Source organism: Microcoleus sp. CZ3-B2, assembly GCF_036705055.1.
Lineage (GTDB): Bacteria > Cyanobacteriota > Cyanobacteriia > Cyanobacteriales > Microcoleaceae > Microcoleus.
In genome coordinates, this window is record NZ_JAUBTN010000082.1 from 1 (window position 1) to 24,900 (window position 24,900).

Sequence of the window (24,900 nt, forward strand, 5' to 3'; positions counted from 1 at the left end):
AGTCATTAGTCATTAGTCATTAGTCATTAGTTATTAGTTATTAGTTATTAGTTATTAGTTATTAGTTATTAGTTATTGGTAACAACTGGCAACTGACAAATAACAACTGGCAACTGACAAATAACAACTGACAACTGGCAACTGCTTTCCGTCCAACGTCATCAGGAAGAAGGAAGAAGGAGCATCAAGCGCGCTAGCTTTTGTAGTCCTGTCCTCGCTCGCACGGGCTTTTATCACCAAGCGAGCGAGAACAGCGCTCAAACAAAAAATGCTTTTTACCAAAATGAAATGCTCCCCTTGAGTCCTCACTACAAATCAATTCTTAATTCTTCTGCGAGCACTTCGGATGAATACCCCCCTGCAAACAAATGTAAGCAATTTGATTTTTATCTAAATTTTTAGCCTCGGCAAAATCAACTCCTTGGAACCTACCTGATTTAGTACCTGCTGGACTTTGAATAAACTGATCGGAAGCCGCTTTACCCTGAAATACAGCCCCTTGAAAATTCACTCCCGCTACATTTGCACCCCTAAAATCAACCGAACTCAGGTCGGCATTCCGCAAATTAGCATCTTGCAACCGAGCATCTTGAAAATTGGCGTTGGCGAGTTTAGCAGAACTCAAATCGGCATTTTGTAAGTTCGCACTTTTCAAATTTGCACCGGATAAATCTGCACCTTGCCATTCCGATTTAGACAAATTTGTCAAGGATAACTGAGCGCCTTGGCCCTTGATTTTGCCCAAACGCGCGCCTGATAAATTGGCTCCAGACAAATTCGCGCTGCCGATATCTGCACCCGTAAAAGCTGCATCTTTTAATATTGCTTGCTGCAAATTTGCGCCAATTAAAAGAGCACTGCTAAAATTAGCTCCATTCAGATTTCCGCTTGACAAATTAGCTTTGTTCAGGACAGCGCGCACAAAAGTAGTGCGGTTCATTAGAGCACTATTTAAAGATGCTCCGGTTAAATTTGCTCCTTCAAAATTAGCGCTGCTTAAGTCGGAAATCCAATCGTCAAATGTACCCGGACGCCTGTCTTCGCCGGTGCCGTAAAAGCGAGTTCCTTGGAAGCTGGCATTGGTTAAATTGGTGTTTTTCAGCTTAATTCCTGATAAGTCCACTTTGTCTAATACTAAGGTGAATTGAGCGGGGCCGGCAGGAGTTTGACTTAAGTCGGTGCGACTGAGATCGACGCCGTTGAGTTGGCTGCTATACACGGTGAGAATTTTGCCGATCGCCCTTTGCACTGTTCGCTGACGGGTAGCCGCTAACTCGCGTTCCGAGGCTTTCCCCCGGTAGCGCAGGGATTCGAGCTCGTTGCTGAGCCCTTGGTTTAATCGCCGCAAGTCAGGTAAAGCTTTCGGCCCGCTACTGACTAAAGCTTGTTGGATCGCGTCCAGCATCGGGCTGCTGTCTTCTTGGGTTAGCAAATCCGCTAACAGCGGTATGGCGCGGGAATCTTCCACCGCCCCCAAAGCCAAAATTGCCGATCGCCTCCCCGATGTTCCGCTGGGCGAAGCCGGAGACAATTTACTCACTAAAGCCACAAATAATTCGTCGTTCCGCTGGCGAGAATCCCGCATATTTGCTTGACCTTGAGTGTAGATCAAAGTGCCAACAAACAAAGTTAAAATTAATCCCGCGCTGCCAATGGTAACTATCACTAAAGTTGTGCCTGGATGTTGGCGCATCCAATTCCACAAACTGGGTTCTTCTTTGACATTGGTTTCGCGAGTCAAAACCACAGCCGCAATCTGCGCGTCTTCCTCAGTCCAATCTTGATTGTTGACAGGATTGGCAGATTGTTCGATCGATCGCGCATTGACCACCAAAGTATTCGCGAGGCGATCGTGTCCCGATTGTCGTTTGTAGCGGAATGCAAAAGCGCCGTCTGCCAGCACTGCCAAGCCGCTCAGCCCCCCTAAAATGATTAAATCAGGAAACGCGCCGGATAAGCGCCAAATGCCGTAGGCTACGCTCAGAGGCACTCCCCAGCGCCCCAAACTTTCGCGAATCAGCACTCGCCTCCAACCCGGAGGAGTACCAAAAGCTGTGACAACTTTAACGGCAAACCAGCGTTTCGGGAGTGTTTGGCCGGTTCTGGCGAGCAAAAATAGTTGCCACGCCGCTAAAACTAGCGGTGCTAGCAGCGCCCCCGACCAGAATAGATTAGTTAGGGGTGCGACTCTGGGGTTGCGATCGCGCACGGGTACGCCCAAAATACGCGCTACAGTTTCCGATGTTGCTGCTACAGAGGAATTTAGGGGTACGGTTTGAGCGTCCTTGTTGACCAATGCCCCGATACTGAAGGGAACGAGGGCGCTGGCGGCAATTAAGGAAATTTCAACGGCCCAAGCGCCGCACCTACGAACCAGCAGTGGCATTTGCTGGGATTTTGTCTGCCAAGATGGAGACGGATCGGGTTGATTAATATCATCACCGGATGCGGTTGGGTTAGCCATATTTATAATTTCCTATTTTTAGTCGTTAGTTGGACGAATCAGCAGATATTGCCAATTTGTACGCTATGTAGATTAACACTCCGAGAACGGCAAGACTCATCAGGGCCGAAATTAGCTGTACTATACTATTGAAGACTGTCAGAACCACGATCGCCCCGACAGCAAACACTGCCACTTGTCCTGGTTTGGGGAGTTTTTGAAACTTTTCCAGAAATTGATTGTAGAAGGTTCCGAGCGCTTGATAGCTATCTGGATTTTGTTGGATGAGGGACGATCGCTCTACTTTAGCTTTTAGTTGTGCGATCGCTTGCTGCAAATTGAACTTATTTTGAGGATTCATAAAAAAAATTGGGAGTTAGTTTAGCTGTACGCCGATCGTTTTAGGGCGGTCACATTAATAAGAGTCACATTAGCGTGTTCGGAACCGCTCATTATCCTCTACCGTCAAAGAAGTGGAACCTTCCGTCATTGTGTTCGGATAAATAAGGATAAAAATGAAGATATGCTATCCGTGCGATCGCCCCAGACTGCGCTTTGGCTCGATCGCAATCCTAGCCCTAGGAATGATTTTAACTGCACCGGGGGCTCTTCGGAGCCAACCCCTGCAAATTGCTCCGGGATTTCGCGAACCGCTGAGTGTTTCAGGAGTCTCCGGCGGCCCAAACAATAGCGGCGACTGCGGTTTCGTGGCCGCCGGGCCGAACCAGGCGATCGAAGTAACGCAGGATTTGCCTTACTGGAAAATTGCAGTACAAACGGCGGGAGCGCCGAGTTTGATGATTCAGGGGCCCAGGGGTCGTTTCTGCGTCCTACCGGCGAATGCTGGTGCGGGGAACGTAGAATTTTCTGGTTATGGGGACAAGGGGACTTATCTTATTTTTGTGGGCGATCGGGCTCAAGGTCAACACCCTTACTCTCTCTCTATCACTCAACAGCGCAACTAAAAAAGCAATTAGATTGTAGCAAATTGGTAGTAAGGACTTTAGCCCTCAAGTTGGTAATAAGGACTTTAGTCCTCAAACTCTGATATAGTTTCCGGTTGCATCGGAATAATAAAATCGAGTCAACAGCTAATACTCAATTATTCAGTTTTCCTACCCCGAATCAACAGTCAACAATCAACAATCACCTGACGGTGCAACCGGAATTGACAGGATTTGTTCTCTCACCCACTTGCGAAACAATCGGAGAGTTTGACTCGTCCCCGCTGTTTGACTTTGTTCGCAATATTCAGAAATAGCTTCAATAATTGGCAAATTGGGAAATGTTGGACTAATTGCCGATTCAACATATTTCCCATCTTCAAGCACATTAATCATCAGTTGGTTATTTTCGTACCGCCAGATTTCAGGAACTCCCAGCGCCTCGTAAGCATCCAGTTGAGTTTTGGAAGTTAGATCCACTTCAATTGCTAAATCTGGCGGTGGATCGACAGTTAAGTCGATGCGCTTTTTGCCAATCATTAGAGCAGAATTTTGAATGTAAAAACATTCATCCGGTTCAATTCCTTGTAACATACTTTTTCGCTTAAAAGTAGTAGAACCAAATGGTTCAAAGTCGATTTCAAGTTCCTAAAACAAAATATTAACTAAATAGCCAATAATCGTTTTAGCTTTTTCCTGTTCTGGCAGTGGCATCCTAATCTCCAAAATTCCTTGAATGTAAGCGATTCTGGAAGCACGGTGTTCTCCCAACTCTTCTAAAATTGCTTCAAATTCCAGCCAACTTACATCATGGAACAGCACTCTATGTCCAGGCGGTACACTGATTTGTCTCAATTGCAGCGTTACCATTTAAACCTCCGATTTATTTAAGTTTGCGATGCTTGTCTGTATCGGTAATTGGGGGCGGGCACGGGCAACTTGCGATCGGCGAAGCCGAAGTATTGGGGATTGGTTATCAGAAAAATGGGGTCTAAAACTGTCCAAATCCTCCGGCTTTTAGTATTGTATCTTTTCGGTATCTTTGTGGCAAATGAGTTCAATATATTTTAAAATATTGAATGCCGTAATTGCGACTAGCATAATAATATCATGTCCGATCGATCGGACATGATATTATTAATTGACAATCAGGAAGTCGCTGACGGTCAGCAACGGAGTACCGTCAATGGTGGCAAATAGCGCACCAGTTCCCAAACCAATTTGTGTCCCGTTCTGGTTGAAAAATAACTTGCCTGTGGCGCGACTGCAAACAATTAATCCATCGCTGGTTTCTGCTGCTAAATCGCTATCTACAAAGGCAATTTTAGCTGAAGTGATTGCTCCGAATGCAGTTTGAGATAAGAGAATTTTGTCTGTGCCAGTCGTAAAATCAGTAATGCGATCGCTCCCAAAATCAGCAGTATTAAAAACACCGTTCGATTTAAACAAAAACCGATCTTCACCGCTACCACCAGTTAGCAAGTCATCGCCGGCACTCCCTGCAAGTAGATCGTTACCACCGCCGCCAATTAGCGTATCATTGCCATCACCACCAATTAGCGTATCATTGCCATCGCCGCCGACAACACTGTCATCACCTACGCCACCATTAAATGTATCTTCGCCACCTCCCATGTCAACAACTGAATTGGCGTAGGTTCCTAAGAGGTTAATTACATCATTACCATCAGCATTGGAACTCGCAGCTTCATCGGCTTTGAGGTTGATAAAGAAACGAAAGTCGTTCATGGTGACAGTAATGCTGTCGTTACCGGTGCCACCGATAATTTTTTCATCGGAACGCAGTGTATCGTTAGGATTAGTATTGTCATCCCAGGTTTCAGCAAAAGTGATATTGATGCTGTCATTGCCAACACCGCCTTGAATATCATTTACGCCGTCGGGGTCGGTAATGGTGTCGTCGCCTGTACCCCCGAAAATGCGATCGAGATTGCCTAAACCGCCGTCAATGAGGTCATTGCCGCCCTCACCATCGATGAAGTCATCCGCAGCGTCGCCGTTGATGGTGTCGTCACCCTCCGCGCCCATCAGTGTATCTGGATCGGGGGTACCGTTCAAAAGTAAAGGGGCAATCGGGGGATTTGCAATCGGATTAACGGTGATGTTAACAGTGGCTGTCGCTGTCCCCCCGTGACTGTCGTCAAGCTGATATGTAAAGCTGTCCTGACCGGTGAAGTCACCGTGGGGGTGGTAAGTGATGAAGTCATCAGCCTTGTCTGGAGTGCCGTTAAAATTGATTTCAGCCTTGCCGCCGACTCCGTTGGTCAAAACTGTCAAAATCAGGGGGTCGCCGTCTGGATCGCTGTCATTTGCTAATACGGGGATATTGACGGGAGTGATTCGATCGGTGGTGGCGCTATCATCGATCGCGATCGGCAATTTGTTGGCAAACTCGATCGTTACGGTAGCTGTCGCTGTTCCCCCGCCAGTGTCATCAATCTGATAAGTGAAACTGTCGTCATCCCAGAAGTCACGGTGGGGGTGATAGGTGATAAAGTCATCAGCCTTGTCTGGAGTGCCGTTAAAATTGATCTCAGCCTTGCCGCCGACTCCGTTGGTCAAAACCGTCAAAATTAGGGGATCGCCGTCTGGATCGCTGTCATTTGCTAACACTGGAATGTTGACAGCAGTGTCTCGATGGGTGGTGGCGCGATCGTCGATCGCGATCGGCAATTTGTTGACTGCTTTCACTGTCACCTCAACCTTGGTAACGTCCGAACCTCCCTTGCCGTCTGCGATTTGATAGAGAAAGATATCCTGGCCGCTGAAGTCGGGATTGGGAGTGTAGGTAATGAAATCGTCTTGCCGATTGTCCGGCGTACCGTTGTTGTTGACTTCGACTTTGGCGTTGTTTGAAGGCCTGAAAATACTGAGGTTCAAGGGGTCGCCGTCGGGTTCGCTGTCGTTGGCGAGGACGTTGATATCGATCGCACTACCAGCATTCACAGTCGCAGCATCCCCAGATGCGATCGGCGAGTGGTTGCGATCGACTGTCACTTCCACTTTGGTAACAGCTACGCCTCCCTTACCGTCGTCGATTTGATAGAAAAACACATCTTCCCCGCTGAAGTCGGGATTGGGGGTGTAGGCGATGTAATCGTCTGTTGGATCGTCCGGCGTACCGTTGTGCCTGACTTCTGCTTTGCCGTTGTCTGAAGTCTTGAAAATGCTGAGGTTCAGGGGGTCGCCGTCGGGGTCGCTGTCGTTGGCGAGAACCTCGATATCGATCGCGCTGCCAGCATTTACAGTTGCACTGTCGCTAAGTGCGATCGGTGACTTATTGATCGCAGGAGGTATCACCGCAGTTGATGTCGGTGTTGGAGATGGTGTGGGTGTTGGTGTTGGAGGTATCACCGCAGTTGATGTCGGTGTTGGAGATGGTGTGGGTGTTGGTGTTGGAGGTATCACCACAGTTGATGTCGGTGTTGGTGTTGGTGTTGGAGGTATCACCACAGTTGATGTCGGTGTGGGTGTTGGTGTTGGAGGTATCACCACAGTTGATGTCGGTGTTGGAGATGGTGTTGGTGTTGGTGTTGGTGTCGGTGTTGGAGATGGTGTTGGTGTTGGAAATATCACCAGAGTTGGTGTCGGAAAGAGTATGGGAAGTGTGCCTGGAAAGAGTATCGGAGAGTTTTTTAGATTGGGAATCTCAACCTCAATCAACGGAGAGAAAATCAATTTTACATTAGCTGTTGCTGTACCCCCTTGACCGTCACTGACTTGATAACTAAAGCTATCTCCAACATTATTATTAAATTGGATATTGGGAGTATAGGTAATGAAATCATCCTTGGGATTGTCCGGTGTATTGTTTTGATTAACTACTACCGTCCCATTCACCGGATTGGTAACAATGTTGAGAATCAAAGAGTCGCCATCCGGATCGGTATCGTTAGACAGGACATCGATATTGACTGGATTTTGGCCCACGATCGTACTATCGTTGTTTGCTACAGGCAACTGGTTGGCGATCGCCAATCCCTTAGAGAATTCCGAAGTATTATTAGCAGGATCGGTCGCCGTTGCTGTGATGAATTGACCGACGGGTAGGGAACTACCATAGGTATAGTTGAAACTATTTTTACCGCTACTGTCCGTAGTGAGAATCGTAGAGCCGAGGAAGGTTTTTCCTTCGCCAAAGCCAGTCGGATCGAGACTGGAGTTGGCAAAGAATTCCAGCCTAAACTGTTGATTTAGAGTGCTATTTAAAGTGCCTTTTATCTCAGTATTTTTGCCATTGGAGTGGGCAAAAGTGATGGTGGGAGAGTTGCGCTCGTTACTAATTTCGTAGTGAATAATACCGAAACTATTATTGTTGAAAATACTATTGCCTAAAATCCCATTGCCCGTGCCAGAGTTAACAGCAACTCCAGCTAAATTGTTGTGAGCGATCGCATTTCCAGTTTCCGGATCGATACCGCCGATCGTATTATTGTTAGGCCCATCCAAAATCGCTACACCGTTGGCTAGATTCCCCAAGGGACTGACTCCATCTAGCTGAGTACCGATATAATTGCCTTGCAGCAAATTGTTAGCAGTAGCAACGCCCCAAAAACTCACACCATTGCCTTTGTTGCCGGAAATCAGGTTGCGTTGCGCTGCCGTATTTCCCCCAATGATATTGTTGGCAGCAGTGCCGATCCCTCCTATTATGCTTTGAATCGCTATACCATCGCGGTTATTGCCCAAAGCAACGGTACCTGTCTTATCCGTACCGATAAAGTTGCCCTGCACTTTGTTTGCCCGATCGATAATGTATATGCCGTTGCCACCGTTGCCTGAAATGATGTTACGATCGCTCACTGTATTTGCGAAACCAAAGATCGCCACACCTTCTGCAATATTGCCCAAGTCTTTTGTACCCGTGACATCCGTGCCGATGTAGTTGCCCCGAATCGCGTTGTTTGTACCGCCGATGGAGACACCTCTGTAATTGCCAGAAATCACATTGCGTTCCGCATCGGTAGTACCGCCGATCGTGTTATCGGAAGCACCTGGAAAGGTGACAACTCCGTCATAGGAGAGGTTGTTGGCTTTCAGAATTGCCGTACCCGCTGCATTGGTGCCGATGTAGTTGCCCGCTACGGTTGTGAACTTGGCTGCGATCGTAATTCCGTGAACGAGATTGCCGGAAATTACATTTCTTTCGGCAGGATCGTTAAGTCCGTCGCCGTTGGTGCCGATGCGATTCTGGATTCCGGCTGAAGCATCGATCTCAATACCATTCCCGCCGTTGCTGCGAACGATATTGCCAGTTAAATCGGTACCGATGTAATTGCCGTAAATCCAGTTATTGGCTGCCCCGTTCGACAGCTTGATGCCAGCCCGATTGTAGGAGGGTTCGTCGGAAAAGCGGTTAATTGCCAGTCCTCGGACGATGGAATTGCTGGCTTGAATGTCAAGTCCGATCGCCGAATTGGATGCCGCACCGTTGAGTTCAATTCGCGGCGCGCCCTGGAATCCGGGGCCGCCTTGACTCCAACCGTCGATGGTGACAGCATCTGTAATTGTCGGCAAAGCAGAAGAAAGATCGATCGTTTGAGGTTGGTTAAATGCGATCGGGATCTCGATCGGTTTTTGGAATGGTAAGCGCGGAATCTGGATGAAAGTGGTAATTTGGAATGCGATCGTATCTGTGCCGGGATGAGCGTTGGCATTGAGAATTGCCTGTCGCAGCGAACCAGGGCCGCTGTCATTGGTATTTGTCACCAGATAAGTCACTCCAGCATCTGACAGGAGGGAAACAGTTGCAATGTTGCTCTTTGTTGTGCCGTCGCTGACGCGATAGGTAAAGCTGTCGCCGTTGAATTTCGCATCGGGAGTGTAGGTAATAAAGTCATCGTTGGGATTGTTCGGCGTACCGTTGTTGTTCACAACTGCCGTCCCCTGAGTGGGATTCGCAACTAGACTAATTGTTAAGGGGTTGCCATCGGGGTCGATGTCGTTGGAGAGAACATCAATCTTGACTGGAGTGTTAGCAGAAGTTATCGCACTATCATTTTCTGCTACAGGGGGCTGGTTGCCGATCGAACTCTGGACGCTGATGCTGCCAAAAAAATCGCTATTATCGGTACGACTCCGCGAAGCATTCGCACTGCTGTTCCCGCTGAAGGCAGGCAAAGTATTAATTGCCGTCACCGTTGGCGCGACAGCCACCCCAGCCGCACCGGCGAGTTCAGGAGTCACGGCAAAAATCGCCCCGCCCTTTCCCTGACCGTTGGCACCGGATTTGGCATTAGAACTAGCATCGACGATGCCGCCCAACCCGCCCGTTGCCGTGTTATTGAGAAATTTGCTGTTGACTAGGGTGAGGGAACCGCTGCGAATAAAAACGGCACCCCCCAGTCCAGCACCGCCACCACCGCCACCAGCAAAATCATAGGCATCGCTGTTGCCGCCACTCTTACCGCCGTTACCGCCGAAGCTTCCTCCACTACCGGGAATACCACCCGATCCAAATTGGCTGGAACCGCCACCGCCACCGCCACCACCAAAGCCACCGTTACCGCCCGGTCCGCCAAAGTTTAAGGGACTCGTACTGGCATCACCCAAAGCGCGACTGCCGTTGCCACCACCACCGCCAAAGCCGCCATTGCCACCGAGCCCTCCACCAATACCCAATCCCGCGCCACCGCCACCCCCAAAGTCGCCACCATTGCCACCAATACCACCAAAATTGCTGGTGCTCCATCCGCCACCACCACCCCCACCGCCAACGCCACCAATACCGCCTTTACCTGCAAAATTGCTATTGTTACCCCCGCCACCGCCACCGCCAATACCACCGCCCCTGCCACCATCACTGCCACCATCCCCTGCCGGGTTGCCACCAAAGATAGTGCCTGCACCACTCCCGCCTCGTGCGCGACTGTCGGTTTCGTAACCGCCTTCCCCACTGAAGCCCCCGCCACCAGCCCCGGCATACAGACTGCTAATCCCGCCACCGCCACCAAAGCCGCCACCGCCACTGCCACCATAACGGCCACTGCCACCAGAGCCACCAGAGCCACCAAAACCACCACCGCCACCGCCACTGCCAAAGCTGCCATTGCCACCAATTGCTTGGTTATTTGAGAAGGTGACGTTATTGGCGGTGACGCTACCACCATTTATGAACAGGGCACCCCCCATACCGCCGCCGCCTCCACCGCCGTCGCCACCCTTGCCCCGACCGTTTGCCAGGGTGAGGTTGTTGAATTGAACAGTCCCTTGGTTGACGAAGAAGAGGCGGACATCGCCATTGTCGTTGCTGCCATTTTTGTTGGCATCGCCGCTGATAGTCAGGTTGTTGACTCCAGGGCCTTTGATGGTGAGGCTGTCGTTGACGATGAGTTGTGTTGAAAGGGCAATGGTTCTGGGTACGGCAAAGAAATTTGGGTCGAAGATAATTGTGTCTGCGCCTGCTTGGGCATTAGCCTGTTTGATGGCAAATCGCAGGGAACCGGGATCGCTTTCGTTGTCGTTGAGGTTAGTGACGGTGAAAGTAGCCATGATTTTTGCTCTATACTTTTACTTTGGTTTAAACAATAGGCAACTCAGCTTCTTTAAGAAATGTGGAGTTTCTTTTCAAGAAGCCTGCTTTCTGAGTTCTTCGTAACATATTGATTTTGATTCACAATCTGAGCCAAGCGGTCAAATACCTGTGCGTTCAGCCGAGACACGCTCGTCACCCTGACTTCATAATCCGCGATCGCCCTGAAATACTTTTTGTCTGTTCCTCAAAATTAGCTAATTTTTTTTTGTATCGCACCAGGCTGTTACGTAATTTTACATAGTCCGCAAAGCGATGCGAAATTGTCGATCGAATGCGAGGATTGACAAGTGGCGATGCACCCTAAAGCTACTGTTGCACGAGTTCTGAGAATTAGTACAAGTTCCCCGAAAGCAGACGAAATAATGCGATCGTCCTTTCGGCCCTGTTTCAGATCAACTCCTCTCTTCATCGGAATAGTAAATTCGAGTTGACGGTTGACGGTTGACGGTTGACGGTGAAGAGTGAACAGTCAACATCACCAGGAGTGTAACCGGAAATGATCTAACCTGGTATTCCCCATCAATCAACTGCATTTGATATTTAAACTTTTTGCAGTTTATAAAGTTCCTTAAACTTACGCTGCTGCTCCTTGTGGTCTACTATCGGATCGGGATAATGAAGCAGCCGGCGTTCTATAGGTGAAATATTTCCTGTTAGCAAAAGTTTCGTATCAACTCGGCGCAATTCTGGAACCCAGTGCCGAATATATTCCCCTTCCCGGTCAAATTTCTGAGCTTGACTGGCGGGATTAAATATTCGCAAAGGTTTCGGATCCATACCGCTAGATGCGCTCCACTGCCAGCCGCCATTGTTAGCAGAAAGGTCGCCGTCAATCAAATTTTGCATGAAGTATTTTTCACCCCACTGCCAGTTAATAATTAAATCTTTGGTGAGGAAACTAGCGACTATCATCCGACAGCGATTGTGCATCCAACCAGTCTGATTTAACTGCCGCATTGCCGCATCGATAATCGGATAACCAGTTTTGCCCCTGCACCAAGCTTGAAACAGCTTTTCATCGTTCTCCCAAGGAAAATTTTTGAATGTTTGACGGTAGGGCCCATCTGCTAATTCAGGGAAGTTATACATGGCGTGTTGGTAAAATTCTCGCCACGCTATTTCCTGTTGCCAAGTGCGGATGCTTGTGCGCGCTTCTTCGCTGCGGCAAGTGTCCATTACTATCTGGGTAGCTTGCCAAACTGTGCGGATACCAATTGCACCGAATTTGAGGGCGGCGCTGAGTTGCGATGTGCCGTTATTTGCGGGCAAATTTCGCTGTTCTTGATATTCGTAAATGGCGATTTCGCAAAATTCTTCCAACTTTGCTCGCGCGGCATCTTCTCCGGGTTCTAAAACTAATGGATTTTCCCAAGTAAATCCCAAACTAGATGCCGTTGGCAGTGTTTCTATTGCACCTATTTGGTTGGCGATTTCTTGTTCTTGGGCGCTTAATCCGGTCATTAATTCCAGATAAGTTATCGGCAGTGTCTCTACTGGTTCAGCTTTGGGTTGGCTGTGCCAATTTTTCCAAAATGGTGTATAAACTGTGTAGGGTTTTCCTGCACCGGTGCGAATATCGTCGGGGGCGTGCAGGATTTGATCCCAGAAAATTTCAACTTTAATTCCTGCTTGTTCGAGAGCCTTTGATACGATTATATCTCGCTCTTTTGCATAGGGTTCAACATCCCGGTTCCAAAATACTGCTTTGGCATCGATTGCGGTTGCTAATTTTGGGATGCCGTGACTTGGTTCATTTTGAATTATCAGCAATTGGCTACCTGCTTTGCTGTAATTCTCCTGAAGTTTTTGCAAGCAACCTATCATGTAGGTGACTCTGGCTGGCGCTACGTCATCGCGATCGAGAATATTGCGATCCAGGCAAAAAATCCCGACTACTTTCGGGCTTTGCTGGCGCGCGGCAGCCAGTCCGATGTTGTCAGAAATACGTAAATCTCGACGGTGCCAAAATAAAATTAAGTCTGACATTTGATTTGAGGTTTGAGATTTTTGTAGGTGCGTCGCTGCCAGAATTCTAGTTGTTGACGACTGTATCTAAGTGACGCACCGCGATACTATTTTACATCAAAAAAGGGCGCGCTAGAAAAAAGCTAGAAATTGATTTTGCATCAATTGGTTCCCCGGCTAAAATGGCTTTTTCTAATTCCTCTGGAGTGAACAAAACTGTTTCCATGTCTTCATCATCGTCTTGTTCTGGCGGCTCTTCCAGCTTGACCAAATCTTGGGCTAAAAAAGCATAAATGATTTCGTCAGAATAACCTGGCGCGAGCATGAATTTGCCTAATTCCTGCCATTTGCCGGCGCGATATCCGGTTTCTTCTTCGATTTCGCGTTTGATAGTTTTTGCGGGATCTTCATTAAGTTCGATCGTCCCGGCGGGAAATTCTAAAATCCGTCCTTTGGCGGCGAAGCGATATTGCCGCACCAAGACGAGTTTACCTTCGGGAGTGACGGGAACTGCAAGTGCTCCACCCGGGTGGCGAATACATTCCCAGTCGCCTTCGGAACCGTTGGGAAGGCGCAGGCTAGCTACGTCAAAGTTGAATTTGCGCCCTTGGTAAAACAGGCGCTGTTTGAGGAGTTGGGGTAGTTCTTTTCCTAATGGCATAAGCGATAAGCGAATAATGTTTGATTGCACTAATTTATGACATCATAGGCGATTGAAGCCATTAAATTTTGCTCAATTTTTACATTATCAAAATTCAGGGGATTAAAACCCCCGCTTTCAGGGTGTCAGGTTTTTAGGCTGGGGTGTAAATCCCTATCCTAAAAACCTCGCTGTCAACTGTCAACTGTCAATTGTTTAACATTTTTTGCACTCCCGAACAGTTTACAGTTTGCTGGAGTTGCCCGATCGCGCTTTTCGTCACTGGATGCACCCAATCCGGCGCAATTTCTGCTAAAGGTACTAATACAAAAGCTCTTTCGGTCATCCGGGGATGAGGTAAAGTCAGTGTCGGAGTTTCTAAGATTAAATCATCATACAGCAGCAAATCCAAGTCGAGGGTTCTCGGCCCCCATTTTTCGCGGCGAATCCGATTAAATTTTATTTCAATTTCTAATAAAGCTGCTAGCAATTGTTTCGGTTCTAGGGCAACTTCTAGGATGGCACAGGCGTTGATGTAATGGGGTTGGGGAGGCCCGACGGGGGCGGTTTTATACCAGCTAGAATGGGATTTTACTGCGATTTTTGGTGTGTTGTTGAGAGTGGCGATCGCGCTTTTGAGTGTGGCGAGGGAGTCGCCTAAGTTGCTACCGAGGGCGATCGCACATTTTGTTGATTTCATTGGGAATTGGGAGTTGGGGTTACGCACAGGTATTTACGAGCTGTTCTGCATTTAAATTCTGTTTTTGGGGCCGGTGAAATGCCCACCACAAGATTTTTATTAAAGTTGAATTGGAATATTTTAACCGCAGAGAACGCAGAGAGCACAGAGGGAGATAAGAGAGATGAATAATTCCGATGAAGAGCGGATTCGATCTAAGTCTCCATTGCGCTCTAAAATATTGTTTTAATTTTAGCTTAATTTACGGTTAATCTTTGTTTGTTATCATTAACAAATGTCAGTATTTAAGTAATAAATTAATGAGTTTGCACCGTCGCATTTTGTCTGCCGTCATCTTGGCAACTCTCAGTTTAGCAGCAAGCACATCGATAGCTTTGGCTGAAACTAAGGAAAGCTATCTTACCCTAAATTCGGACGACAGTCAATCTTTTGCGGGTTTAGTGCAGCAGGCGGAAGATTTGGCCGCATTGTCGATCGCCCGCCAGTTTCAAGAAAATCCCGAATTAACAGTAGTTACGGTGATAATTACAGCGACTCGCAGCCGGCAGTTAGTTCCGGTTTTGCGATCGAGAGTATCGCGCCGCGACTGGCAGAAAGATTCGAGAATCGAACTGTGGACTAGATATTTTGCCGATGCAAAATTGCTGCTGGGATTCAGAGACAGCAATGTTTCCGCCGCAAATACCGGGCCTTCGCCAGCGATTAATGTACCAGCGCCCAGTCGATCGGCATCTAGACAAAACGATCCCGGTTTTCGAGATGATTGAAATCGGGCATCGGGCATCGGCCAAACAGGGCGAGCGCGAAGCGGAGGGATTGGGAATTGGTAGCAAACAACAAATAACAAACAACCAATAACCAATTATTAACCCAAATATAATTCCACTTTAATTAACCTTCAGGTTAACTTCCCTTAATGTAAGAGTGATAAATTTTCCTACGGAATCATCTGATTAGGGATGTGGGTTGAATAGGAATTTATGTCTAAAATAACTCGCCGACAACTGTTAATTTTCTTCGGTAGCACTGCAGCTACTACTGTCCTTGCACCTCAACTAACTCAAACACTCTTCGGCATCAATTCCACCTCGGCGGAATCTATTATAGGGCCGCTATCTTTCACTCCGTTAAGACTTCCTCACCCGCTGCCAGTTTATCAAGAATTGTCCAGTTTCATGCCAACAAGCATAAACGGACAGGGAACAGTGATGGCGGCCTCGCAGAATACTAAATTAACCAGCTACAGCGTGGTTGATGATGTGGTTGTGCCGCCGGAATACGAACGCTATGTGATTCTCCGCTGGGGCGATCGAGTTTTTCCCGATCCGGCAGACTATTTCGGCTACAACAACGACTACACGGGCTTTGTAGGGATTCGCGGCAGCAATGGCGACGGCTATCTCTGGGTTAACCACGAGTACGTATCTTTCCCGATGTCGAAAATCGCGCCGGAAGCGCCGTCAGATGTGGCATCTTTTCCTGCGACCGATCGCGCCGTCCTCGGTATAGACTTATCCGTAAAGAATCAGGCTACCCTCGGCGAATTTTTGTACAACCTCGGCGGATCGATCGTCCGCATTACCAAACAAGCTAACGGTAGATTTTTGGCGATCGCCGGCGACTCCCTCAACCGCCGTATCCACGGACTTTCCGGCCTCGGAATCAACAGCCAGCGTGCCGACAAATACAAAGATGTCACATCCTGGGGAAGCAGACAAGGCGACGACAACTACCTCACGGGTACGGGCCCTGCTGCTACCCAAGTCTTCGCCCAAGTCAACAGCGACGGGCTGGGAAACCGGATCGTCGGTACAGCCTACAACTGTTCCGGCGGCACAACCCCCTGGGGTACAATCCTCTCCGCCGAAGAAAACTTCCAAGGTAGCGAAGCATTTTTCATCGGAGTCCAGGAAAATGTCAAACCCAACGGCGGCCAAACCGGCTACGCCAAGGGCACTACCGGCGAAGAATTCGGCTTAGTCGGCGAAAAATACGGCTGGATGGTAGAAGTCGATCCCCAAGATCCCAGTTTTCGCCCCCGCAAACACACCGCTTTAGGCCGTTTCCGCCACGAAAATGTCGCGATTCGCGCTGAAGCGGGACGCAAGTTAGTAGTGTACATGGGGGACGATCGCCGTGGCGGACACACCTGGAAATTTGTCAGCAACGGTACTGTCACCAATCCCGCAGATAAAACCAACAGCCGCTTGTTTGAAGACGGCACTTTGTACGTTGCCCAATACAACCGCAACGGTGCGGGAAGATGGCTGCCGTTGGCATTAAATAGCCCGACGAATCCAGTGAGTCCTTCTAAAGTTGGCGAAGCGGAATTAGCAAGTTTTGGCAAAGCGCAAAGAGATGCCAATACTCGCTTGCCCAAACGCAGCGGAATTGCCGGTCAAACAGAAGATGGCGGTTCTTTTGTAGTAGATACAACTAATGAAGCAACAGCACTTTCCGGCTACAGAAATAAAACTCTGGCTAATTTCTACACCAGCCAAGGTGCGGTTTTAGTTGATGCTTTCTTAGCTGCTAATTTGATTGGCGGAACTCCGACGGCGCGGCCGGAAGATTTGGAAGTTAATCCCACAACTAAGGAAGTTTTCATTTCCTATACTGACGGCGCACCTGGTAGTGACGGTTATCCAGATTCCCGGATTTTTACTGTTGCTAAATACACTGTCGCCCTCAATAGCACCCAGCAGTCGGGAGGAATTTACAAAATAATTGAAGATAGTTCCGACGGTGCGGGTTTGACTTTCCGCTGGCAGCGTTTTGTTCAAGGTGGAGAAGCGGGTTCAGTCTCTGGGGCTGGCTTTGCTAGTGTAGACAATTTGGATTTTGACACTCAAGGCAATATTTGGGGTGTGACTGATATGTCTACGAGCACGCACAACGGTTTTGATGTTGGTGCTGCTGGGAAGCCAAATGCGATCGACCATAAAAAAACTGGAAATGTCTCGGATTTTACGGGTGTTTTCGGTAACAATTGGCTGTTTTATATTCCGACATCGGGGCCGAATGCGGGTACGGTAATTCCCTTTGCTCAAGGCCCGAATCGGTGCGAAATGACTGGGCCGACTTTTGTGGGAGATACGCTGTTGCTTTCGGTTCAGCATCCGGGGGAAGATTGCCCGATCGATGATGGTACTGTACTGAGTCGGCAAATTGAAATGTTGGATTTAAACGGTGCTGTTTTTAATCAGACTCGCAGTGTTTCTCGCGGCAGTTTGTGGCCTAGCAATATCTCGAATGATTCGCGCCGATCCCCGATGCCGTCGGTGATTGGAATTCGCCGCGTGCGATCGACTACAACGGGTCAGTTTGTCTAAATAAGACTTGCGCGTGAAGCTCTAGAAACCGGGTTTTTTGCCTAGATATGTCGTTGCAGTCGGCAGATTTGGTAAAAACCCGGTTTCTTTGGTCGAGTGCGTAAATCCTGCTTAAGTAAGCCCATTTCAAAAACCTGAACACCCAGAACCCCGACTTTACCGAAGTAGGGACACGGCAGTGCCGTGTCCCTACCGGACTATATTAGTACCATACAAATACGAGACTAAGAAAATTGTATTTGGCGGTATAAATCGGCGATCGCAATTTCTAGATTCACCGATTCAAGTTGCAAGGAATCGCCCAAACCATACTCGGAGAGAACCCATTGCCCCTGTTGATTGCGCCGAAACATCTCTACTCCAGGCTGTTCAACTTGCACCAATACATACTCTTGCAGTGTTGAAAATTGGCGGTATTTCGCAAATTGAATGCCACGATCTACTGCTTCGGTGGAAGGCGATAAAACTTCGATAATCAAGGAAGGAAATTGCACTAATTGTGGATCGTTATCGCGATCGTCACAAGTTACCACAACATCAGGATAAAAATACTTTCGCCCTGGTTCCACTTGGACTTTGACATCCACGATGTAAGGTTCGCAAGGGCGATCGACAAGGGCATCATCTAGGATTCTGAAGAAATTTCCTGAAATCCGATTGTGATTGCGGGTGCCGCCACTCATGGCGACGACTTCGCCATCCCAATACTCGTAGCGTTCCTCTTGGGTGGGTTCCCAAGCCAGGTATTCTTCTGCGCTCATCGATAGGCGATCGGGTAAGGCAACCATAATGCGATCGGGAATACAGTATGTTTCTAGAATAGCTTGAAGAAAAGGGCGGTTGAAGGGCGATCGGTTTGATTTTAGATTTTAGATTTTAGATTTTAGATTTTGGTTACAATCCTTTGATATACTGCCTCAACACAGGCGGCAGAGTGTAAAAATTTGCTTGTTGTTCAATCAATGAGCGCCGCGATAGATATTGCAGCGCATTTACCAAATCAGACAGCGGAATTATGTCATTTTCTAGCAATTTTGCGCGGTTGACTGGCTGGCTTTCTTTCGCTAACAAGGAGATTACTTGTTTTTCTAGTTCCGATAGGCGATCGAACTGCTGCTGTAAAACATCTTTCAAATCTTCTGGCAACAATATAGTATCATCTGGTAATAACTGATTCGCGCCTCCTCCCAACTCTTGAATCAGAGTCGCCACGCTTTTTAACCATAGGGGGTTGCCTTCGTAGCGATGAATGAGTGCTTCAGTATTCTCACTTGCTTCTAAGCCATAATCTTTCAGGATTTCCCCTGCGGCTGCGGTGTCTAAACCTTTGAGTTGTAAGGTACGAATGGCAGTATTTTGGTTTTTAACTTGAGTCACTTCTCTGGGTTGTTCCCAACCGATTAACAGAAAGCAGCTTTGATGGGATAATTTTTCGATTTGTTTGAATAAAGAACGATATTCTTCGGATTCTGGTTTGTATTTTCCTGCCAATTCGCCGCTACAAAAAAGGTTTTGAACGTCATCTAAGACTATTAAACAGCGATGTTTTTGTAAATATTTAATTAGAGGTAAGCGTTTCTGGTTAGTTGCAGGTGAATCTAGGTTTTCTGACTGGGAGAAAAGCTGGATTAGTTCGTGTTGAAATTCGTCGAAAGTGTGGGATGCGTCTATGGTGCGCCAAATTATGTAATCAAATTCATCTTTTATTTGTTGTACGAGTTGTACTGCTAGGGATGTTTTGCCGATGCCGCTGATGCCGGTGAGGGTTATTAGGCGGCTGTGTTGTTGTAGAATCCAGGTTGTGAGGGTTTGGTGTTCGGAAGTGCGATCGTAGAAATCTCCCAACTCCGGCATTTCGCTTAAATCTTGATGTGAGGTTTGAGGTTGTTTTGTGTTAGATTTTTCGTCATTATGTGAGTTTGATATATCTGGCGGGTGTCTAGATTCTCCACACAGGTTAAAGATACCAATTCCTACAACAACATCTTTTGAAAAGTTTGAAACATTAGAGACTTGAAACCTGTGAATTGCCGATCGAAAATTCTTTTTATTGACATCTTCTCCCAACTCTTCTGAAAGTAATTGCCATAATTCCGAAGCCGCATTCCTAACACGACTTTCAGAACAGTCAAAGTCTTTGGCTACGTGCTTGTATGTATCGTGTTGTAGAGTTGCTTTTACTACCGCCTCTTGTAAATCGTCAAGGTGTTGACCCGTTTTCTCGAAGACTATGCGATCGGCGAGGTTTAACATTTCTTTAAGATTCATCGGCTTAAGAGGCTGGGATGATTTTGTGTATTATGGCACAGTTTTAGACATTTTAGTATATTTTTAGATATTTTAGTACAAAATTAGATTTAAAGAGAGTGAAAGCAGCATAAAGTAGTTGGCAAAATAGGACATTTTTTGAGTACACAAAAGTTTTATTTCTAAATAAAATAGGAGCAAGTAAATAATTGAATCTTAGCACTGAGAAAAGAATATGGATGCAGTTTTAAAGTTTTTGGGGGTTATGGTGCTTGGCGCAATAGTTTTGACTCTTTTGGCAACTCTTGGGCCATTTGGGGCAATTATTGCATTCTTTATAGTAGGTGCAGCCGTTGTGGGAATGGGAAAGGGGAAAGATGACAAAAAATGACAAATTCTGGTGATATTGATAGAGGGAATTTTGGAAAAGGAGGAAAGACTTGACTGATTTCACAAGCCTTTCAGACATTAAAGATTCATTAATCAGGGCCTTAGAGACTCTTCCTGAAGAGACGATTCTTCTGGCTGACGAGGCAGGTTCGACCTTTGCAAAAGCTAATCTTGTCGAAAATGTCCAGCAAGATATTGAGCGATTAGAAAGTTTTTGGGAGTTTCTTCACGATTATCGAAATACAAAAGTTATTGCATTAGTTGGAATGGTTAATGCAGGCAAGTCTGCTCTTGGAAATCACCTTCTAAATCGTGGAGAATCAGGTGTTTTCCAAGAAGCATCTATTCGTGAAACCTCACAAGCTCAGGAAGCCAAAATTGATGAAGAAACAGTGATTATTGACTTGCCGGGTTTAGGTTCTGTTCTTTGCGAAGAAGATGACACAATAGTTAAAGGCATCATCCGTCGAGCCAATCTTTTACTACTTGTGTTTGATGTTAGCTATCCGATTCCGAGACATTTTTACGAGTTTCTCAAGAGCAACGAGGTACTCAAAAGCAAAGCATTACAACGGATTGTTATTGTCATCAACAAAATAGACTGCTTATCTGATTTACCTGAAAAAGTTAAACAGAAGCAGATTCAGAGCTATATCAACTTTCTGAGTCATGGTAATGAAAAGATGGAATTTGAAGGAATTGCTAGACTTTTTGACTATGAGATTCCGATTGTATCATTCTCAGTAGCCGAAGCAAGAAGATATTCAAATAGCGATCGAGAGCGCCAATTAAGACAAGTGATTTACGAATCTCTTGAAGTTAACTCTAACAGTGCTATCAATCGTGCTGAAGTTGAATTGGTTGAAGTTGCAAGTAAATATTCAATTGTAATTGCCAGTTACATCGCACTACGAAAACGTGAAGAAAAACTGGGCGAACAAATGACATATAAAATTCAAACAGTAATCGGACAAATAAATGAATCTATTAATAGAGAAGTGGATACCTTATCTAACCGTATTGGAAAAATTCGAGGATCTTGTCTTCAAGAGATGCGGAATTATCAAACTACGGGTGATGAGCGTTTTTGGCAAGGTGATAATTTTAGATGGAAGAAGAATAAGTCTATGCAATGCCGAGATAGATATCAGGATGAAATAGTCTCTGAATTTCAGATATTTGTTAGTAACTTGCGAAGTAATATTTTAATTGTTGCAAGAAATTTAGTTGGAAGCTTTCAAATTAGCGAACCTAGTAGTGACTCTATTATATCGAATTTGAAAAATTCTATATACGAAATTTGGGATGCTTTTGATGATTATTGGTTTTTGGATAAAGATAGAGATACATTTGACCGAAGCATTGAACAATCCGATCAATATTTTAATAGGGCTGCAAATGAAATTGATAACTGGCTTACTCAATTCCAAAAAAATATTTCTGAAACTCTCTTTACAAATTTGACAAAAATTAACATCGTTGAAGAATATTATTTTTACAAGAATCATGCGGATTCCCTACAATCTTTTTGTGATGTTTTAACCTCTATTGATTGACTCAGATCAATTTTTCTTACAAATGTACATATTCGATTAACACAGGAAAAAAAATGACACAACAACCAGCTTATAAGACTTTCCGCGTTAGCATCAATGCAAATACTCTGCTTGATGATTTTGCTCCGGTTTTAATCGAGGATATCTCCAAAAAATTTCAACCTATCTTCCAGTTGAAAGAAAGTTATTGCGAACAATTGTTACAGCATTGCAATAAGTTTCAGACTTTCTCTGAGTTTACTGCCCTTACTACTAGACTTCGTGAGTACATTGGAGAAGTGAAAAATGATTTCAAGGATTGTGAAGAGAATATCAACTATTTCACATTGGTATTCATGGGAGCCGTAAGTGCTGGTAAAACATCAATGATCTGCGATTTTCTTAATGTTAACCCGGATCAACTTAATCAATGGCTTCGCTCCAGCAGTAACTTTCAACCGACAGAAGATGCTGTAATTATTGCAGGTGAAGTTGCAACCACAAATGTATATGAATTCTTGGTTGAATCTAGTCACATTCGACTGGTTGACATTCCAGGGACAGGGGGTGTTGTTCACGACAACACTACAATAGCTCCTTTTATTAACAAGGCTGATTGCCTGATTTTTCTATCCAATGCTCAATCCGATCTCACCCGTGATGATTACGACTTTGTTGTGCGACATATAGTTGGACTAAAAGATGCGAGTGAGCTAACGGAGGAAAATGCTTCCAACAAAAAAGCCCTGATTGTTGTCAACAAGTGGGATACAGTAACTCGGAATATCCCAGAAATAGATAAGCAGCAAAAGGAATGGGAGAAAAAAAAGAAGTGGATTCTTTGGGGAGGCAAAACTTTCGGTGGATTAAGTAACCTATTCAAGCGAACCCTAACAATTGTTCCGGCTACTACAACCCAAAGGATTTTTGATGAAGACACAGGAAGCTATGAACGTTACGGAAAAATTGATCTTACCGAAGTGATGGATGCTCTGAAAAGTATCCTTGTGGAAGAGGGGATTCAAATCAAATTGGATCGTCCTAAAATAATTCTCAAACGCTCTCTAACTAATACAATAGAGGTTCTAAAAAATGAGCGAACAAAGCGATCTGTTGATGAATTAGTTGCTGATTTAGAGAAATTAGGAATTAAGGTTTCTGTTAATTCTAACACCATAATGACACTTTTAGGCTCTCGATTAGAAAGCCTTCAAAATCGACTAAAACGCGACTTGTATTCTCAAATCAAAGATGGCTTTGACGAATGGAAGCCTAGTGTCTCTGTGATGGATCGAATTAAGGGGTTGTGGCCGAAAGAGTGGTGGGGATCTGAAAAGTTCGGTGCCAAAGCTGTTCAGGAAGAATTGAAAGATCGTTGGAAAACAGAGATCGAAGCTTTATTGCGTGAAAGTATTAAGCCTAAAGATATCAAGCGCACAATCAATGACGAGGCTGATTCAATCAGCAAGCTGTTAGAAGCAACCTTTAAATCACAATTGGCTGAACTTCAGCAGCAAGCGGTAAGGGAACGACTGTCAAAGGGAGTATCGCTTGAATCGTTTGATGCTAGTAGCCTCAATCTGACGGGTTCTGGTCAAGCGCTTGAGAATGCAATTAATAAAGCAGTGTCTGAGGTTCAATACAGTATTGTGGATGACATTATTGGTATTATTACCGTTGATGCAATTGTCGCTTCCTTACTAGGTGTTTTTCTTTCTCCTTTCGGAAGTGCTGCCTTCTTTGCTATTCGACGCTGGATGAGTGGTCAAGCAGAAGAAAAAAAGGCTAAGCAACAGGTTGAGGAACAAATTTTGCGTGTAGCTGATGAGGCATCTGCCGATTTGCAAGAACAAGTTGCTGACAAACTTCGGGATTCTGTTCAAAAATCGGTCGATAGTATTGCTCAAGTGATTCGACGTGAAGGTGAAAGTTTAAGTAAGCTGCTTCAAGCCCTTGATGGTGCGATAACAAGCGTAACTGAAATTCGTGAGCGTTTAGAAGATATCTAGACTTGATTAAGATGGTGACAAAGTGCGATCGCCCGATCGCGCATCAAGAGCGATCGCATGAAACCAACGCAACAATTACCTTATGATTAGTCTGGCGATCGTGTTAGGCTGATGAAACTGTGATGACAAGACTCTATTATCGAGGCATGGCAGAAGAAAACGGTCAACCCAAAATCGGACGCAATGCGAGGCTACTGGGAGTCAGACCCGCTATTGACATTGATGTTGAGCAAGTGCCCAAAGAATGGTTGGATGAACAAGGTTATTTACGGCCAGAAACAGAGCGCCAGTCTTCAGAGGAGTCTGTCACTGTGGCCCTTAGAAACACAAAAGGAATGTCTGTATCCCTCTCTATCGAAGGCTTACCACCATTTCGCAAACCCCCAAAATTTGGCGGCACAGGAAAAGATCCTCTTTGGCAGATTGACGACAGCAAGATCGTCGGAGATATTGAAGCTGTACAAGATAGTCCAACTCATGTCAGTATTTTGTCAAGCGCTACAATGCTTTTAGAGAAATATGAAACAGCCCTCGCCCAGACACAAAGCGAATGGGAGAAAGTTTGATAGTTTAATTTAGTCAACGGGAGAACAGCAATGGCATGGGTGTTTAGCTTATCGGCTGAATGTGGAATAAAGCAATCTGAAGCAAAGCAATTTTCTCAATATTTCAATGAAATTTCCTGGACGATCTCAAACGGTAGACATTCCCAATGTCGGGCAGAAATTTTTCAGGATATAGAAGAAAATTGGTGGTGCCGAGTTTGTCCAAGTGGCATCAGTGAGATTGGGATTGACACTCCAGAAAGTGCTTATTTAATGACAGAAATAGGTATCCTTCTGTATCATAATTTGCGGTTGGCTCCACGGTTTCGGTATGCTTTAGTTGGTATGGAAGTAGACGAGTTTAGAACCTATAGCGAATTGATTGAAGAATCGGCCTTGGTTTTTCCAGGATTGGTTTTGGCTGAAGCTGTTTGGCAAGCGACGGTCGCATCTTCGCTTTTTCGACCGTTCAGTCTTGGATATGTTTGGAAGCCCTATGAAGGTGAAGTTTACAGACCACTAAGAGACCTCCACAAAAAGAATGATCCAATAGCTATGTGGGTTTAGCGAAAATTTCTACAAACCATTTGTGAAG

At 46.0% G+C, this 24,900-nt stretch carries 18 protein-coding genes; 8 read left to right on the forward strand and 10 right to left on the reverse strand.

The features are described 5' to 3' along the window. Positions 1 to 322: 322 nt before the first annotated feature. Both QUA97_RS25375 and QUA97_RS25380 read right to left on the reverse strand, forming a co-directional pair. On the reverse strand, positions 323 to 2,464 hold the full coding sequence (locus QUA97_RS25375; protein WP_194070789.1) for a pentapeptide repeat-containing protein: 2,142 nt from the start codon (positions 2,462 to 2,464) through the stop codon (positions 323 to 325). Between the two features lie 25 nt (positions 2,465 to 2,489). Then, positions 2,490 to 2,804 carry a hypothetical protein gene (locus QUA97_RS25380; protein ID WP_194070788.1) on the reverse strand — a complete coding sequence of 105 codons (315 nt, stop codon included), beginning with the start codon at positions 2,802 to 2,804 and terminating at the stop codon, positions 2,490 to 2,492. 154 nt (positions 2,805 to 2,958) lie between these two features. On the opposite strand from QUA97_RS25380, the gene QUA97_RS25385 reads away from it, so the two are divergent. Then, positions 2,959 to 3,408: a hypothetical protein gene (locus QUA97_RS25385; RefSeq protein ID WP_194070787.1), complete on the forward strand. Its 450-nt coding sequence runs from the start codon at positions 2,959 to 2,961 to the stop codon at positions 3,406 to 3,408. A gap of 174 nt (positions 3,409 to 3,582) precedes the next feature. Here the strand turns inward: QUA97_RS25385 and QUA97_RS25390 are convergent, their stop codons facing one another. The 6 genes from QUA97_RS25390 to folK all read right to left on the reverse strand — a co-directional run bounded on the left by QUA97_RS25390 (position 3,583) and on the right by folK (position 14,247). Beyond that, complete coding sequence (locus QUA97_RS25390) at positions 3,583 to 4,026, reverse strand: Uma2 family endonuclease (RefSeq protein WP_333196940.1); 444 nt, start codon at positions 4,024 to 4,026, stop codon at positions 3,583 to 3,585. 9 nt (positions 4,027 to 4,035) lie between these two features. Beyond that, positions 4,036 to 4,257 (reverse strand): hypothetical protein, encoded by a 222-nt coding sequence (locus QUA97_RS25395; RefSeq protein WP_333196916.1) that lies wholly within the window; start codon positions 4,255 to 4,257, stop codon positions 4,036 to 4,038. Between the two features lie 267 nt (positions 4,258 to 4,524). Then, positions 4,525 to 10,899, reverse strand: coding sequence for an Ig-like domain-containing protein (locus tag QUA97_RS25400; protein ID WP_333196919.1), 6,375 nt, complete (start codon positions 10,897 to 10,899; stop codon positions 4,525 to 4,527). Positions 10,900 to 11,482: 583 nt separating this feature from the next. Further along, positions 11,483 to 12,928 (reverse strand): FAD-binding domain-containing protein, encoded by a 1,446-nt coding sequence (locus QUA97_RS25405; RefSeq protein ID WP_333196922.1) that lies wholly within the window; start codon positions 12,926 to 12,928, stop codon positions 11,483 to 11,485. A gap of 91 nt (positions 12,929 to 13,019) precedes the next feature. Then, complete coding sequence (locus QUA97_RS25410) at positions 13,020 to 13,568, reverse strand: NUDIX hydrolase (protein WP_194067716.1); 549 nt, start codon at positions 13,566 to 13,568, stop codon at positions 13,020 to 13,022. Between the two features lie 187 nt (positions 13,569 to 13,755). Beyond that, entirely contained in the window at positions 13,756 to 14,247 is a 492-nt protein-coding gene (folK, locus tag QUA97_RS25415) for a 2-amino-4-hydroxy-6-hydroxymethyldihydropteridine diphosphokinase (protein ID WP_194067715.1), read from the reverse strand. A 299-nt stretch (positions 14,248 to 14,546) separates the two neighbouring features. Between folK and QUA97_RS25420 the strand changes: the two genes are divergently transcribed. Both QUA97_RS25420 and QUA97_RS25425 read left to right on the forward strand, forming a co-directional pair. Further along, a complete protein-coding gene (locus QUA97_RS25420; protein ID WP_333196925.1) occupies positions 14,547 to 15,014 on the forward strand; it encodes a hypothetical protein in 468 nt (155 codons plus the stop codon). Between the two features lie 213 nt (positions 15,015 to 15,227). Further along, positions 15,228 to 17,579 (forward strand): PhoX family protein, encoded by a 2,352-nt coding sequence (locus tag QUA97_RS25425; protein WP_333196927.1) that lies wholly within the window; start codon positions 15,228 to 15,230, stop codon positions 17,577 to 17,579. A 224-nt stretch (positions 17,580 to 17,803) separates the two neighbouring features. On the opposite strand, the gene QUA97_RS25430 is transcribed toward QUA97_RS25425, so the two are convergent. Further along, positions 17,804 to 18,367, reverse strand: a complete 564-nt coding sequence (locus tag QUA97_RS25430) for a Uma2 family endonuclease (RefSeq protein ID WP_333196929.1) — start codon at positions 18,365 to 18,367, stop codon at positions 17,804 to 17,806. A 106-nt stretch (positions 18,368 to 18,473) separates the two neighbouring features. After that, the gene (locus QUA97_RS25435; RefSeq protein WP_333196932.1) at positions 18,474 to 19,847 is read right to left on the reverse strand and encodes an NB-ARC domain-containing protein; all 1,374 of its coding nucleotides are present in this window, start codon (positions 19,845 to 19,847) and stop codon (positions 18,474 to 18,476) included. Between the two features lie 214 nt (positions 19,848 to 20,061). On the opposite strand from QUA97_RS25435, the gene QUA97_RS25440 reads away from it, so the two are divergent. The 5 genes from QUA97_RS25440 (at position 20,062) to QUA97_RS25460 (ending at position 24,872) form a co-directional block, all read left to right on the forward strand. After that, positions 20,062 to 20,217 (forward strand): hypothetical protein, encoded by a 156-nt coding sequence (locus QUA97_RS25440; protein WP_194067712.1) that lies wholly within the window; start codon positions 20,062 to 20,064, stop codon positions 20,215 to 20,217. A 49-nt stretch (positions 20,218 to 20,266) separates the two neighbouring features. Next, positions 20,267 to 21,772, forward strand: coding sequence for a GTPase domain-containing protein (locus tag QUA97_RS25445; protein WP_333196935.1), 1,506 nt, complete (start codon positions 20,267 to 20,269; stop codon positions 21,770 to 21,772). A gap of 53 nt (positions 21,773 to 21,825) precedes the next feature. Beyond that, entirely contained in the window at positions 21,826 to 23,760 is a 1,935-nt protein-coding gene (locus QUA97_RS25450) for a hypothetical protein (RefSeq protein ID WP_194067710.1), read from the forward strand. A gap of 122 nt (positions 23,761 to 23,882) precedes the next feature. Then, positions 23,883 to 24,326 (forward strand): hypothetical protein, encoded by a 444-nt coding sequence (locus tag QUA97_RS25455; RefSeq protein WP_194067709.1) that lies wholly within the window; start codon positions 23,883 to 23,885, stop codon positions 24,324 to 24,326. 30 nt (positions 24,327 to 24,356) lie between these two features. After that, the gene (locus QUA97_RS25460) at positions 24,357 to 24,872 is read left to right on the forward strand and encodes a hypothetical protein (RefSeq protein ID WP_333196937.1); all 516 of its coding nucleotides are present in this window, start codon (positions 24,357 to 24,359) and stop codon (positions 24,870 to 24,872) included. The last annotated feature ends 28 nt before the right edge of the window (positions 24,873 to 24,900 follow it).

Excerpts from the sequence above, each read along its gene's own strand:
- QUA97_RS25375 (WP_194070789.1), bottom strand. The coding sequence starts at position 2,464 with ATGGCTAACCCAACCGCATCCGGTGATGATATTAATCAACCCGATCCG.
- QUA97_RS25380 (WP_194070788.1), bottom strand. The coding sequence starts at position 2,804 with ATGAATCCTCAAAATAAGTTCAATTTGCAGCAAGCGATCGCACAACTA.
- QUA97_RS25385 (WP_194070787.1), top strand. The coding sequence starts at position 2,959 with ATGAAGATATGCTATCCGTGCGATCGCCCCAGACTGCGCTTTGGCTCG.
- QUA97_RS25395 (WP_333196916.1), bottom strand. The coding sequence starts at position 4,257 with ATGGTAACGCTGCAATTGAGACAAATCAGTGTACCGCCTGGACATAGA.
- QUA97_RS25400 (WP_333196919.1), bottom strand. The coding sequence starts at position 10,899 with ATGGCTACTTTCACCGTCACTAACCTCAACGACAACGAAAGCGATCCC.
- QUA97_RS25405 (WP_333196922.1), bottom strand. The coding sequence starts at position 12,928 with ATGTCAGACTTAATTTTATTTTGGCACCGTCGAGATTTACGTATTTCT.
- QUA97_RS25410 (WP_194067716.1), bottom strand. The coding sequence starts at position 13,568 with ATGCCATTAGGAAAAGAACTACCCCAACTCCTCAAACAGCGCCTGTTT.
- folK (WP_194067715.1), bottom strand. The coding sequence starts at position 14,247 with ATGAAATCAACAAAATGTGCGATCGCCCTCGGTAGCAACTTAGGCGAC.
- QUA97_RS25420 (WP_333196925.1), top strand. The coding sequence starts at position 14,547 with ATGAGTTTGCACCGTCGCATTTTGTCTGCCGTCATCTTGGCAACTCTC.
- QUA97_RS25425 (WP_333196927.1), top strand. The coding sequence starts at position 15,228 with ATGTCTAAAATAACTCGCCGACAACTGTTAATTTTCTTCGGTAGCACT.
- QUA97_RS25430 (WP_333196929.1), bottom strand. The coding sequence starts at position 18,367 with ATGGTTGCCTTACCCGATCGCCTATCGATGAGCGCAGAAGAATACCTG.
- QUA97_RS25435 (WP_333196932.1), bottom strand. The coding sequence starts at position 19,847 with ATGAATCTTAAAGAAATGTTAAACCTCGCCGATCGCATAGTCTTCGAG.
- QUA97_RS25440 (WP_194067712.1), top strand. The coding sequence starts at position 20,062 with ATGGATGCAGTTTTAAAGTTTTTGGGGGTTATGGTGCTTGGCGCAATA.
- QUA97_RS25450 (WP_194067710.1), top strand. The coding sequence starts at position 21,826 with ATGACACAACAACCAGCTTATAAGACTTTCCGCGTTAGCATCAATGCA.
- QUA97_RS25455 (WP_194067709.1), top strand. The coding sequence starts at position 23,883 with ATGACAAGACTCTATTATCGAGGCATGGCAGAAGAAAACGGTCAACCC.
- QUA97_RS25460 (WP_333196937.1), top strand. The coding sequence starts at position 24,357 with ATGGCATGGGTGTTTAGCTTATCGGCTGAATGTGGAATAAAGCAATCT.